Origin of the sequence: Haliscomenobacter sp. (assembly GCF_965225875.1) — a bacterium.
In the GTDB taxonomy this organism is placed as follows: domain Bacteria; phylum Bacteroidota; class Bacteroidia; order Chitinophagales; family Saprospiraceae; genus Haliscomenobacter.
The window spans coordinates 2125513-2138225 of sequence record NZ_CBDDBS010000002.1; the positions used below are offsets into that span (position 1 = coordinate 2125513).

13 protein-coding genes are annotated in these 12713 nt (G+C 48.1%); 4 read left to right on the forward strand and 9 right to left on the reverse strand.

Features of this window, described 5'->3' with window-relative positions; translation table 11 throughout:
- The first annotated feature begins 187 nt into the window (after window positions 1-187).
- From ACO08K_RS11195 to ACO08K_RS11205, 3 genes are all read left to right on the forward strand, one after another.
- Window positions 188-523 (forward strand): hypothetical protein, encoded by a 336-nt coding sequence (locus tag ACO08K_RS11195; RefSeq protein ID WP_421796481.1) that lies wholly within the window; start codon window positions 188-190, stop codon window positions 521-523.
- A 171-nt stretch (window positions 524-694) separates the two neighbouring features.
- A complete protein-coding gene (locus ACO08K_RS11200; protein WP_421796482.1) occupies window positions 695-985 on the forward strand; it encodes a hypothetical protein in 291 nt (96 codons plus the stop codon).
- Between the two features lie 496 nt (window positions 986-1481).
- A complete protein-coding gene (locus tag ACO08K_RS11205; protein WP_421796483.1) occupies window positions 1482-1877 on the forward strand; it encodes a hypothetical protein in 396 nt (131 codons plus the stop codon).
- A 322-nt stretch (window positions 1878-2199) separates the two neighbouring features.
- Here the strand turns inward: ACO08K_RS11205 and ACO08K_RS11210 are convergent, their stop codons facing one another.
- The 4 genes from ACO08K_RS11210 to ACO08K_RS11225 all read right to left on the reverse strand — a co-directional run bounded on the left by ACO08K_RS11210 (window position 2200) and on the right by ACO08K_RS11225 (window position 6375).
- On the reverse strand, window positions 2200-3096 hold the full coding sequence (locus tag ACO08K_RS11210; RefSeq protein ID WP_421798307.1) for an IS630 family transposase: 897 nt from the start codon (window positions 3094-3096) through the stop codon (window positions 2200-2202).
- Between the two features lie 4 nt (window positions 3097-3100).
- On the reverse strand, window positions 3101-3400 hold the full coding sequence (locus tag ACO08K_RS11215; RefSeq protein WP_421795433.1) for a hypothetical protein: 300 nt from the start codon (window positions 3398-3400) through the stop codon (window positions 3101-3103).
- Between the two features lie 351 nt (window positions 3401-3751).
- Window positions 3752-4375 carry a response regulator transcription factor gene (locus ACO08K_RS11220; protein WP_421796484.1) on the reverse strand — a complete coding sequence of 208 codons (624 nt, stop codon included), beginning with the start codon at window positions 4373-4375 and terminating at the stop codon, window positions 3752-3754.
- A 41-nt stretch (window positions 4376-4416) separates the two neighbouring features.
- Window positions 4417-6375: a histidine kinase dimerization/phosphoacceptor domain -containing protein gene (locus ACO08K_RS11225; RefSeq protein WP_421796485.1), complete on the reverse strand. Its 1959-nt coding sequence runs from the start codon at window positions 6373-6375 to the stop codon at window positions 4417-4419.
- Between the two features lie 223 nt (window positions 6376-6598).
- Between ACO08K_RS11225 and ACO08K_RS11230 the strand changes: the two genes are divergently transcribed.
- A complete protein-coding gene (locus ACO08K_RS11230; RefSeq protein ID WP_421796486.1) occupies window positions 6599-7576 on the forward strand; it encodes a c-type cytochrome in 978 nt (325 codons plus the stop codon).
- A 405-nt stretch (window positions 7577-7981) separates the two neighbouring features.
- Here ACO08K_RS11230 and ACO08K_RS11235 read toward each other — a convergent pair whose 3' ends face one another.
- The 5 genes from ACO08K_RS11235 to ACO08K_RS11255 form a co-directional block, all read right to left on the reverse strand.
- Entirely contained in the window at window positions 7982-9106 is a 1125-nt protein-coding gene (locus ACO08K_RS11235) for a YncE family protein (RefSeq protein WP_421796487.1), read from the reverse strand.
- Between the two features lie 244 nt (window positions 9107-9350).
- On the reverse strand, window positions 9351-10418 hold the full coding sequence (locus ACO08K_RS11240; protein ID WP_421796488.1) for a maleylacetate reductase: 1068 nt from the start codon (window positions 10416-10418) through the stop codon (window positions 9351-9353).
- A gap of 41 nt (window positions 10419-10459) precedes the next feature.
- Window positions 10460-11431 carry a ring-cleaving dioxygenase gene (locus ACO08K_RS11245; protein WP_421796489.1) on the reverse strand — a complete coding sequence of 324 codons (972 nt, stop codon included), beginning with the start codon at window positions 11429-11431 and terminating at the stop codon, window positions 10460-10462.
- 142 nt (window positions 11432-11573) lie between these two features.
- Entirely contained in the window at window positions 11574-12161 is a 588-nt protein-coding gene (locus tag ACO08K_RS11250) for a Crp/Fnr family transcriptional regulator (RefSeq protein ID WP_421796490.1), read from the reverse strand.
- Between the two features lie 126 nt (window positions 12162-12287).
- Entirely contained in the window at window positions 12288-12701 is a 414-nt protein-coding gene (locus ACO08K_RS11255; protein WP_421796491.1) for a DUF1761 domain-containing protein, read from the reverse strand.
- Between the last annotated feature and the right edge of the window lie 12 nt (window positions 12702-12713).

The following is a 12713-nucleotide window of genomic DNA, read 5'->3' on the forward strand; positions in this document are numbered from 1 at the left end:
TTAGCTAAAAATATTTACTATTAAATACTTTTAGTTATCTTTGTGTGTCGATAAAAACTTCTTACGCAATTAACAAAATTCCTCAATCATGACCAAAACAAACTTCCACCCCCCACCCTACTTCGTACAAAAAAACGATTTCACGGAACTTTTCACCCTCCTAAATTGTCCACAAAACACCATCCTCATGACCAAGAAATATCGGGGCCGCATCCAGGCCCAGGGAAACGGCGTAGAAAAATCGGTTACCTGGAGCCAGGATGAACCCCTTTCGCGGGAGCAAGGCAAAACCTTGCTCCAACAGCTCAAGGGGCAGCTCAGCGAGAAGGAACACGCCGAGCGGGCCGAGCAGTTTGAGCAGGCCGAGCGCTACATTGCCGGGGCCAATGGCATCCCCGCCCCGGAGCGGCGCAGCTTTCAGAACCGCAAAACCAAAGATGTGCGGGTCGACATTGAGGTGCTGGCGGGTCGGGCCTTTATAGCCGTAGCCTTGTTGGTGGTACTTTATTTTATCTTGAACTAAGGAACGATTAAAAAATAATTTAGCGTTTTGCCTTGCTCTTTTTAGCTTACTCTTCCTATCTTTTTCGTTAAATAGGCCTGCTATTCGCCTCAAAAGATACTCGATTAAGCTCAAAATAGCGGCGTCAAAATCGCCAACTTATTTTTCACTCGTTCCTAAATTTTTGCAATCATGGAAGCCAATGTACAACACTGGATCACTTTTTTGAACGGCATCACCCCCGGTTTTGATACCCTCCAACAAGCTTCAGACGGCAATCCACTTCTGCGCGTGCAGGTAGGCGAGCAGCGGGTGAGCATCATCCAGGAGGCCGAGTCGGATTTTAGTTTTTGGATCGAGCGCTATGAAGCGGCCGATGGGGGCAGCGGCGATGAATTGGTGGTGGATGCGGGGAACGAGGCGGAGCAGCAGCGGCTGGCGCGGAATGTGGTGGAGGCGTTTTTGAAACGGAGAGGGGTGTAGGGTAAACGTATTATAAATTGAGTAAGTCAGTTTAATCATTTGGATAGCCCAGAAATCTCAGGCTTCGTATCTCCATGTTTTATCCAAAAATGCATCTTTCCGCGTTTTCCGCGCTGCTACTATTGTCGCCTGTAGCAACGAGCGTTAAGAAATAATAATGATAATTGTTCACTCTCAATTTAATTCAACCAAAGCGGCATGATGGCAACACGGATACCACGGATGCCACGGATTAGAACGGATTTTTTTCCACCTGCGGTGGAAAAGGACGAGCCGAAGGCGAGTCAAAATCCGTTCTAATCCGTTCTAATCCGTGGCATCCGTGTTGCTATTCATGTCGCTCTACGCCGAAGGCGTCCAAGCGCAAAGCGCGTAATACGTCTTGATCGTCAGGTACGTCGCGGTGCATAAAACCCAGCAGCGAAGCTACGCAACCAAATCGCCCCAACCCAATCCCCCCAATCACCCGTCTTACTTTCCATAAAAACCAAAGCCAATGAACAAGCGCAGCATGATCCTCCTAATGGCTATATTCCTAATGTTGGGATGCCAAAAAGAAAAGGAAACAGAAACAGCAGTCCCCACTGAAGGCATCCTCATCCGCATCGAGAACAACAGCAAGTATACCTTCAAGGACATCAAAGTCGTCATTGATGAGGAAAAGCTTTACGGGACCTTGTCTCCGCGAGAAAAGTCCAATTATCAGGCCTTCTCAATGGCTTATCGCTACGCCTACATTGAGTTAAAAATCAGGAACAAACTTTACGTCCTGCAGCCCATTGATTATTTTGGCGAAGAGAAATTGAAGGAAGGCAAATACACCTATCAGCTGAACGTTGAAGATACTTCCAGTCAGAACGGGCGATTGGATTTGACGTTTAAAAAGGATTGATTGGATTTTTAGGCGCTGGTGTTTGAATTGCCTCTAGCTGATGAGGTTTTTAAAATAAAGCGTTCCTAAATGAGCCAGAAATTGAGAAAAACTGGCAACTAAAAAAGATCGTTTATTTCCAAAAAATTCATCAGCCAGGGACTAGTCAAGGCGCATCAATTCAAGGTTCTATAGATCAGACAATTTAAAACCTCCAGGCTTCAGCCTGCAAGGCGATTGAATAGCCCCAGGCTTCAGCTTGGGGACTATGGCAATCGCTCTCTTGCGGGCTTTAGCCCAACTCTTTAAACACCTTATGAATATTGGGCTAATGAAGTTTTCTTTAAAAAGCGTTCTTTGACATATTGGAACTAACATCAGCGAAAGGGCGATAAAAAGGCGACTGTAAAGCCCTTAGGCCCACATATTGAAGCAAAGGCTGGTTTTGATGACCAGGTTGTGCAAACCATTGTTCGACTTTAATTTTCAATGCATCCCATTGATCGACCAGGCGATGATTGTGCAAAAGATCTTGCTTGAGCCATCGCCACATTTTTTCAATGGGATTGAGCCAAGAAGCATAAGTGGGCAAAAACAACAATTGAACGGGTAAATTTTTACCCTTGAACTTTGCTTTAGGCTTGAGATGTTGCCATGATTTGGGTAAAATTATGGGGAATGGAGATTGCTGAGGAGCTAAAGCAGCAAGGACGTCGGGGTGAAAATGAACCGGCCAATTATCCAGGATGACCCAAATGGTTTTTTGAGGATGCTTCAGGGTGAGTTCCTCAAAAAATTGAATGATGGTGGGTACCTTGATTTTATGACGAATCAAATAGTGGGTTTGGCCCGTTAGTCCATTTAAAGCGCCACAGATTCTGAACGTTTTATTGGAATAATGACCTAATCTACACAAGGGTTGCTTTTGCGAAGCTGGACTCCAGTCATAGCCAATCGTGGGCTGGAGATATACGGTGAGCTGATCCAAGAAATAAATTTCCTGCTCTCCACGATTATGGCTTCGGATTTGCTGTAGCAGGTACTCTACTTTGGCCTGATAAGCTGGATCAGGGCTATGTACATATTGGCGTGCTCGTAAATGGCGAACCCCAATTTTTTTGAGTACTTGCCACACTCCACCCAGGGAGTAGTCCTTAAATGCCTCGATCTTTTCCCTCAATGCCTTTAGCGTCCACCGACTTTGATCTAAACCAAAGTTAGTTGGACTTTGACCTACCACCAACTCAACCTGGGTTTGTAGTTGTGGGGGGCTTAGAGGGGGAAAACCCAGGCTTACGACCGCGGCCTGCCTTTTGTTCTAAGCCTTTGATGCCTCCTGCTTTGTAGCGAACCACCCAGTCATAGACCGTGTTCTTGCGCCGACGTCGCAGTAAGCCTTTGTTTGCAACTTCGTTGCCAAAGGAACCAGACGCAATTTGTAAAATGGCACTCGCTCGCTCTCGAAGATAGGGCTTGGGTGAACGTTTCAAGAGGCCTTCCAAGGCTTCTTTTTCCCCTTCGCTCAAGGTTAGATAGATTCTCATCTCTCCTCTTTTTGATGCTAAGTTACCAATATTTCAAAGATCGTTTTTTACGAAAAACTTCATAAGCCCAGATCGGGGGGCATTACGCCAACCCCAGGCTAAAGCCAGGGGCTATTCAATCATTATTCAGGCTAAAGCCTGGAGGTTTTCGGTTATCTTCCAGGCTGATGAAGTTTTTAAAAGAAAGCGTTCCTAAATGAGTCAGAAATTGAGAAAAGCGGGCAGCTACAAAAGATCGTTTATTCCCAAAAATTTCATCAGCCCGATCAAGAGGGCGTCTCCATGACCCAGAGGGGCTATTCATGTCCTCCGAGCACAATGTCCATTAGTGTATAAACTTTTATAAGTGATCTAGCGCAGCATCAAGTCCCGCAGCAGCGCCACCGCTGTCGTCCTACTGTTCACATCCAGTTTAAAATAGGCATTGTTGATGTGTTTTTTCAAGGTATTCATGGCGATGTACAAGTCATCGGCGATTTGTTGGTTGGTTTTGCCTGCGTAGAGTAGGCGTACTACGTCAAACTCCCGCTCGGTCAAGGGGGCCAGCAGGTGTCCATTGAGTTTGTCCAAAACCAGCTCGGGTACGTGGCGATTGGCCTGGGTGGCGTGATTGGCCAGGGCAATTTCGATGGTGGCGTAGAGGGTTTGTTCATTGAAGGGTTTGACGATGAAGCCCGCGGGGCTGGTCTTTTTAGCGCGCTCCAGGGTTTCTTTATCCGAGTAGGAAGTGAGGAAAACGAAGGGGATGAACAAGGTTTTGTTGATGTGTTCCGCCAATTCAATGCCATCGCGTTCACTCTCCAGGTTGATGTCCAGGATGGCAAAGTCCGGCGGCTGGCGGCGCAATTGAAACAGGGCCTCTTCGGGGTCGTGAGCAATGGCCGACACCTCAAAGTTGTTGTTGCGCAGGTACATCGCAATATTCCGGGCAATCAGGGGTTCATCTTCAACGATCAGGACTTTGATGGCGGTCATGGCTTAGAGCTTGTTTAAGTAACGCAGAAACCTGCGTCATACTAAGTGGTGGTTTTGAACTTGGTAATGAGCAATTGTACATCGGTTCCCGGGTTGCCATTGATGTTCAGGCGGGCGCGCAATTTTTGGGCCATGGCCTGGATGACTTCGTAGCCAAAAGAGCTGGTGTTTTCGGGGTCAAAATCGGGCGGCACTCCTACCCCATCGTCTTTGACCTGCAACAACAATTCCTGGTTGTTTTTTTTCAAAACCACCCAAATAGAGCCATGCTCCCGATTTTTAAACGCGTATTTCAAAGCATTGCTGATCAACTCGTTCAGGATCATGCCCAGGGGGATGGCGGTATCGGTATGCAATTGGAGCGGCTCGATCTGGGTGTGCAACTGGATTTTATCCGCATTGATGTTGTAGGTTTTGAATAAGTGATCGGAGAGGATCTGGATGTACTCGTTCATGTTGACGCTGTTCACCGCCTCATCGCGGTACAGGTTTTGGTGGATAAAAGCCATCGCCTGCACCCGCAGGATCGCCTCCTTGATCACCCCTTTGGCGCTGCTGTCCTGGAGGGTTTGCGACTGCAAATCCAGCATACTGGAAATGACTTGCAGGTTGTTTTTCACCCGGTGGTGGATCTCGCGGTTCAATACCGCCAGTTCCGCCGACTGCTTCTGGATGATGGAGTTGTTTTTGTGTTGCTTGCGGTATTGCAGGTAAATCACGCCGCCCAGCAAGATCATGGCACTGAGCCCCAGGAAGAGGAAGTTGCGGTTGCGCCGCTCGTCGTTGAGCAATTTTTGCTTCAGGGTATTTTCTCTACTCAGTGATTGGCTGAGTTCTTTTTCTTTGAAGAGTTGAATTTCGCGGAGTTGCGACTGGTTTTCGAGCGCCGCAAAGAGCCGTTTTTGGGCAAGCAAGGACGAGTCCATCAGGATACTTTCGCGCAAGAGGGCCAAACGCGACTGTTTTTCCCGGCTCAACTGGCTTTCTTTCAGTCGGTTGCTCAGGTTCAGGGATTCAATTTCTTTTTCCCGCAGGGCTGCCCCTGCTGCCTCCCGGATTTCGGCACTAATGCGTTCAATGTTTTCGGTGCGGAACACGTCCTTGTAGCGATCCATCCAGAGCATGGCGTCGAAGGCGGCGGCATAATCCCCATTGTTTTTGTGGATTTCGGCGATTTGGCTTAAAGCTTCAATGGCGAGTTCCGGGGCTTGGGTTGCCTGCATCATGGTTTTTGCCGAATCGATATAGGCCCTGGCGCAGGTTTTATCCTTTTTGGCCAGGCATAAATTGGCCATTGCCGAATACAGTTTGATGGAACTGCTGGGGTTGTTTTGTTTGCTCACCAGGGCTGCGGCTTTTTTTAAGGCCGCTTCAGCTTGGTCGATGTTGCCCAAAAAGGTCAAAATCACCCCATCCTGAATGGCGGTGTTGGTTTCCGCCAGCCAATCTTTCCCGGCCAGTTTTTGCGCCTCCCGGTTGTGCGACAAGGCCAACTCGTAGTTTTTATCCGAAAAATGCAGTTTGGACAGCATCACATGGCATTGCAACATGCCCTTCGTATCATTCAGTCGCTCTTTGACCGCGAGGGCCCGGGTGTAGTTCGTGATGGCTTGGGCGGAATAGCCAAAATTGACGTTGATGTTGGCCAAACTTTCGAGGCAATCGCCCACGAGGTCGTTTTGCCCGGTTTTGCGCAAAAGGGTGATGGCATCGCGGTAATGTTCTGCCGATTGACGGAAGTAGCTGCGGGCAGCGTACAGGTCGCCAATTTGTTTGAGCAAACGCCCCAGGCGGTATTCATCGTTCTGTTGTTCCAGTAGGGGTTTGGCCTGGTCAAAACTTTTTAAGGCATTGACGTAATCCCGCTTTTGCACAAAAGCCTGCCCGGCTTCGATCAAACTGGCTGCCCGATCCGCTGGTGGTGCTGTGTTTGAGTTGACTTGAGCAAAGGCCAAATCAAACTGGATGAAGCAATAAAAACAGAGCAGGATTCGCCACATAGTGCAGGTTTGTGTTTGAGTACAAAATTATCAGGATTAGCGGCTTGTGGGCTGGTACTTAGGGGTTATTTTAACATTGCCATGGTGCCTGGGTTTATTGGTACCTGTTTTGATTCAATTGGTCTATTGATTGGCGCGAACTGTACGTTTTTTGGCGCAAAAAGCCACCTCGGCTTTGGTTCACGTGTCTGAACTTTGTAGTACAAATTCACCTGACCGTATTATGAAAAAAACACTTAAAATCCTTGCTTACACTGTAGGCACCCTGGCCTTGTTGCTTGTACTCGTGCTGGGTTATTTTCACTTCAAAGGGATTCCGAACTACAAGTACGATCCACCGGCCGAAATCGTAAACCTGAAAGTACCCCGCGATAGCGCCCATGTTGCGCGTGGCAGGGTGATTGGGGCCATGCAATGTGTGGAATGCCATGCCAACGCTGAGGGAAAAATGACCGGTAAACCCATTTCGGATTTACCACCGATGTTTGGCAAAATCCACAGTCTGAACATTACCCAGGACAAGAAGTACGGCATTGGCAACTGGACCGATGGCGAATTGTACTACTTTTTGCGCACCGGGATTCACAAAGATGGCCGTTGGTCGCCACCTTTTATGCCCAAGTATTCTCTCCTGGCGGATGATGACATCTACTCGGTGATCGCCTGGTTGCGTTCGGATGATCCACGCCTGGCACCAGACATCCACGAGGCAGCACCGAACCGTTTTAACCTGGTGGTGAAAATTTTGGCGAATACCTTATTCACCGCCCCACCAATGCCAGCAAAACCTATTTTGATGCCCGACACCTCCCAACATGTTGAGCTGGGCAAATACGTAGCCAACGCAGTGGGCGATTGTTATTCCTGCCATTCCGGGGATATTTTAAAAGTCGACATGTTGGTGCCGGAAAAAAGTTTTGGCTTTTACGGCGGAGGTATTCCCTTGCGGAACCCGGAAGGAGAAACCGTTTTTTCAGCCAACCTGACCATGGACAAAGAAACGGGTATCGGCAACTGGACCGAACAGGATTTTATTGAAGCGGTGCGTTTTGGAAAAAATCCACGCGGTGGTACTTTGTCCCGTCCCATGGGCCCCCGTCCGATGTTGTCGGATGCAGAAATAAAGGCCATTTTTGCTTACCTGAAAACGGTTCCAGTGATCAAAAACCCGATACAGCGTTATCGGGCTAGTGTGCAGTAGTTGGTGAAAAAAGGGGGTGTTTTTTTCAGGCTGATGCTGGTGACAGCGGATGGGGCTAATGAAGTTTTTTGAAATAACCGATCTTTTGTAGCTGCCAGCTTTTCTCAATTTCTGGCTCATTTAGGGACGCTTTATTTTGAAAACTTCATCAGCTTGGAAGATAATCGAAAACCTCCAGGCTTCAGCCTGAATAATGATTGAATAGCCCCTGGCTTTAGCCTGGGGTTGGCGTAATGCTCCCCGATCTGGGCTTTAGCCCAAAAGAGAGCGATTACCATAATCCCCAGGCTGAAGCCTGGGGCTATTCAATCGCCTTGCAGGCTGAAGCCTGGAGGTTTTAAATTGTCAGATCTATGAAACCTTGAATTGATGCGCCTTGACTAGCCATAGACTTGCACCAGCAACTCATTTTACAACCCTTCCCAAACCAAATTGATCCCCTTTTTTCACCGCCTTTCCCCCTTGAAAATGGATTTCCACTACTTTTTCACTTTGTACAATCTCGCCCTTTTCATCCGCGAGGCGCTGGATGATTTCTTTGCTGGCGATGTCGATGATTTCACCCGTGCTCGGCCAGGCGTGGCGCCCGTCCATGCTAAAAGTGATCCAACCCGGCTGGTCGCGCAAGGCTACTGAAGACAGGTAACGTGGCGGCATTTGTTGGTTGTCAAAAATATGCATGCGTTGGTTGGCACCATCGGCCACCCATAGTTCTTTTTCGTTGGGCGTCAGGCCGATGCCGTGACTGGGGCAGCCATGTCTTTTGATGAAACCTTTTTCAAAACCGGGTACCTCCACCCGATGGATCATTTTTCCCGTTTTTAGGTCAGCGATTTCGAAACCCAGCAGTTCGTTCACATTGCCGTACAACAGCGACTGTTTGCCATCAATGGTGAAGGGCCGCACGCTGGCCGAAAATGGCCCGATCTGGCGTTGTTTGCTGGTGTTTTTGGGGTTGACCACGGTTACATACGGTGAGGCGAGGCCTTCCATGTACACCGCCTTACCGTTGGGTGCAAAAATGGTGTTGTGGGCCTTACTTTTGAGCACAATCTGTTCTTTCACTTCGCCGGTTTTGGCATCAAGGACGTACCATTGATCTTTTTCAAAAGAAGGTTGGAAGATGGTCAATCCATCCGGCGAAATGGCCATGCGGTCGCAGCCCGCTTCGTAAATCTTTTCCCAAAGCAATTTTTCACTTTGTAAACTGATGCACATCAGCGACTTAACGGTACTCACGTAAATACACTGGGTGGCCAGGCTTACACAGACACCCTTGACGTTAGAGGGATGTCCCGTGGCATCCAGGCTGCCCGTGGGAATCCGTTTGACCAATTTGTAATTGTCGTCGATGTCGTACACCAAAATACCATGGCCGCCGTATTCCAGGTAGTTGCGGATGCCGGGTTCGGCTACGTAGAGGTATCTTTTTACCCCGGATTGAGCCTGAGCAGTGGTCAGCAGCAGGCATAAAAAGGTAAGGGATAAAAGTACAGTGCGAATGGCTTGAAAAAGGTGGATCTTAAGCATCTTGTAGGATTTGAGGACAAACCCTAAAGCTAAAAAAAGCTTTGATCATTTGTAACTATTTAGCAGTCGCCTGCGGCGGAATTTTTTACCACAAAGGCACAAAGACACAAAGACATTAAACTCTAAAATATTGTGTCTTTGTGTCTTTGTGTCTTTGTGCCTTTGTGGTAAAAAAGATTGAATATAAAATCCACCGCAGGTGGATGTGTGCTAAATAGTTACGATCATTTTTAAATTAAGCCTCTCAATTCCCTGGCAAATTTCCATTCAAAGTCTCCTTGAGCAATAAAACCAATCGCTCAAAATCTACAGGCGCCGGGTTCTCAAATTGTTGTTTGGCAATGGCCGCAGCAGTGGCTTCGATGTGGCTTTCCTGGTATCCAATTTCGGTCAAACTGGTCGGAATGCCCAATTGCTGAGCCAAAGTTTTGATCGCCGCAGGTGGGTACGGACTGCCAAAAATCCGCTGAAAATCCGCTTGCAAAGTCTCCCCCAAATAGGGCCACTGATAAGCCAATACATGCGGCAATAAAACGCTATGGGTTTGCGCGTGATCCAGCCGATAATTCCCGCCAACCACGTGCGCCAGTTTGTGGTGCAAGGCCATGTTGACTTCACACAGGCATTTGCCGCTCAAACAGGCTCCCAGCAACAGTTGCTCATTGACCTCGGCATTGAGTGCTTTTTGCACGGCCAATGCACGCAAGCCCTCTAGCAAATGGCCCATACCCGTAAGCGCATTTTGTCGGGTAAGCGGGTTTCCACTGGGGCTATACAAGGCTTCTACCAAATGCGCCAAGGCGTTCATGCCGCTGCAGGCTGCTAATGCCAGGGGCATGTTGAGCGATAAGGCAGCGTCGTAAAAAACCTTTTGGGGCAACACCCGATCATCACGACCCACTTTTTTTGCACCATCCGCAGTAATGCCATACATGTTGGTCATTTCGGAGCCCGAATAGGTGGTAGGGACCGCCCAAATGGGCAGGGCGGTTTCCAAGGCCAGTGCTTTGGCCAAACCAATTGCAGACCCGCCGCCGATGCTGATGATTTTATGCAGGTTTTTGTTCTGAATCTTGCCTAAAACTGCCTGCACCAACTCGGCGGGTACATGCTGCGCTACCTGATCAATGTGCTCCACAATGTGCAAATGGGGCAAACGGGAAATGTCTTCCACCAGCTCCCGGTAGCGGGCACTGGCGATGAGCAACACATTCTGCGGTGCTGCTTCCAAGGCCAGTTCCGCTTCCAGGGCTGGAACCAGGTTTTGCCCAAAAATCACTTTGTTTGCAAAAGATTGGTAGCTGAATTTCATTAGAGGGCAATAAAAAATAAGTGATTCATTTTGCCCCACTGCTAGGCAATGTATGCTGGTACCTTAATTGGCTCCAAAGGTGCAATGATTTCATCCCTGCGATCGAGCATATGTGGCGGCAAAAGCAGGTGATGCCCCAACTGATCGGCAGACTCATCGATGAAAAAGCCAATATCAGAAGTAGCATATTCAAACAACACGCCCGATGGCGTCCGGTTGTAAATGGAATGGAAATAGTTGCGATCCTTCAACTCGGTCACATCCGTGTAGCCGAAACCTTCGATGTAGGCCTTCAGTTCGGTGTTTTGCTCATCGCTGTCCACAGCAAAGGCCACGTGGTGCGGAATCCCTTCGGCAAAATGCCAGCTGCCCTGGGGCAAATCGGGCACATGGTGAACATCGACGATACGGGCTGCCCCGCCATCCTTGACCTGGAAGCGGTAAAAATCGCCATCCTGAGCAGCTGCCGTAAAGCCGAGCACGGTTTTTAAATAGTGTTCCATACCTTCCATATCCCGCGAAGTGATCTGCACCCCATAAATGCCCTTGATGCCATCTTCTTCTCGAATTTCGTCGGTATGCCAGGCTTTGCGCTGGTCAGAATCATCACCTACTACGGCCAAACCAAGGCCGCATGGATGCGCAAATTCGATCATTTTTACACCCAATCTGGATATAATGCCACTATTGCCCACCCCATGTTTGTTGAGGTGTTGTACCCAAAATGGCAAAGCATGGGTAGGAACGGAGAACATTGAGCGTTCAATCTGCCCACTGCCAATCCTTCCTTGAACTCCGGCTTGTTTGAAGGGAAAAGTGGTCCAAACGGAGCCGACTTCAGCGTTGGCATTGGCGTAATAAAGGTGGTAAATACTGGCCGCGCCATCAAAAAGTACGGTTTGTTTGATCATCCGCAGGCCAAGAACCTGGGTGTTGAAATCAACGTCTTCTTGGGCGGCCCCCACACAAACCGTTAGGTGGTGCAGGCCATTGATGTAGGTGCTAGGGAGCATGGTTGAAATGTAGTATGGGTTTGAAAAAAGAGACCCTTGCGATGGTCTCATTTGCACTGAAATAACCGGAGGTCTGGATCTGAAGTTGTAAAACGAGAGGAAAGGAGCAAAAATCTTAATCTAGTTCAATATTCCTTGGGGCTTACTTCCCGGAAAGTTTACGTTTGGTGGCAGACAAAAACTCTGGAGTAATGCCCAAATAAGAGGCAATGTACTTTTGGGGCACAATGAGTTCAAGGCTTGGATAGCGTTGGATGAAGGCAATGTAATGCTGCTCGGCCGTATAAGAGATGTTGCCTAAAATGCGCTGTTGGTGGCTGATCAGGGAGTTTTGAAACAAGATTCGGAAGTATTTTTCGAGGGCAGGCATGGTTTGCAACAATTGATTAAAAGCCTCCAGGTCCAGGATCAACAACTCGGAATCCAACATGGCTTTGATCGAATATTGCGATGGGTGTTGATTGAGAAAGGCATTTAAATCACCCGTCCACCACATGTCTATGCCAAATTGAATGACGTGGGTCTGGCCTTTTCCATCGGTAAAATAGGTCATCAAACAGCCACTTTTGATCAAAATAAAGGGGGCGTATAAACTACCTTGCTGGGTGAATATTTCATTTTTTTTGACTTTATGGGGTTTGAAAAAGTTCAAAAAATGAGCTGCCTCTTCTATCGTTAAGGGAATGTATTTGCGGATGTTTTCAACAATGTGGGCATCACTTTTTTTCATCTGCTTCTTCGGGTATTTTCTTTTTCTACGGCTTGATAATAAGCCACAAAGGCACCAAGGCGCGAAGGGCAAATTTTCTAAAATCGCCCTCCGTTCCTATTCGTGTCTTTGTGGCAAAAAACTACTCTACTTCCGTTTGTAGCCCAGCGTAAAGCCGATTAAAGCTCCGGCAATGGCACTGACGATTGCATACACGATGCCATCCAGGAACACCCCACCCCAGCTCATCAAGTTGGAGGTTCCATGAATCATCGAGTCATAACTTACCGCGATCAAAAAACCAATGAGCCCACCGTAAATGGCACCCGTGCCCAGCGTACGAATGTTTGCCCATCTTTCAAAAATCCAGGCAATCAGGAAAGAAGCGACTAAATTTCCAAAGACCAGCACTTCCATTTTGGGCTCGGCCTGAGCCGCCGCCATGTTGGGCATAGCCGAAGCCAAAGCGTCTTTAAATACAATGGTGTACATTACAAAACCGCCCATAAAATAGCCGATGAAACCGGCCAGGGTTCCCAACAAAAGTTTGGTAGAGTTCATAAGTGTTGTATT

Coding starts and splice junctions, on each gene's coding strand:
- ACO08K_RS11250 (WP_421796490.1), bottom strand. CDS start 12,161: ATGAAAAAAAGTGATGCCCACATTGTTGAAAACATCCGCAAATACATT.
- ACO08K_RS11195 (WP_421796481.1), top strand. CDS start 188: ATGACCAAGAAATATCGGGGCCGCATCCAGGCCCAGGGAAACGGCGTA.
- ACO08K_RS11240 (WP_421796488.1), bottom strand. CDS start 10,418: ATGAAATTCAGCTACCAATCTTTTGCAAACAAAGTGATTTTTGGGCAA.
- ACO08K_RS11220 (WP_421796484.1), bottom strand. CDS start 4,375: ATGACCGCCATCAAAGTCCTGATCGTTGAAGATGAACCCCTGATTGCC.
- ACO08K_RS11225 (WP_421796485.1), bottom strand. CDS start 6,375: ATGTGGCGAATCCTGCTCTGTTTTTATTGCTTCATCCAGTTTGATTTG.
- ACO08K_RS11230 (WP_421796486.1), top strand. CDS start 6,599: ATGAAAAAAACACTTAAAATCCTTGCTTACACTGTAGGCACCCTGGCC.
- ACO08K_RS11245 (WP_421796489.1), bottom strand. CDS start 11,431: ATGCTCCCTAGCACCTACATCAATGGCCTGCACCACCTAACGGTTTGT.
- ACO08K_RS11205 (WP_421796483.1), top strand. CDS start 1,482: ATGAACAAGCGCAGCATGATCCTCCTAATGGCTATATTCCTAATGTTG.
- ACO08K_RS11235 (WP_421796487.1), bottom strand. CDS start 9,106: ATGCTTAAGATCCACCTTTTTCAAGCCATTCGCACTGTACTTTTATCC.
- ACO08K_RS11255 (WP_421796491.1), bottom strand. CDS start 12,701: ATGAACTCTACCAAACTTTTGTTGGGAACCCTGGCCGGTTTCATCGGC.
- ACO08K_RS11215 (WP_421795433.1), bottom strand. CDS start 3,400: ATGAGAATCTATCTAACCTTGAGCGAAGGGGAAAAAGAAGCCTTGGAA.
- ACO08K_RS11200 (WP_421796482.1), top strand. CDS start 695: ATGGAAGCCAATGTACAACACTGGATCACTTTTTTGAACGGCATCACC.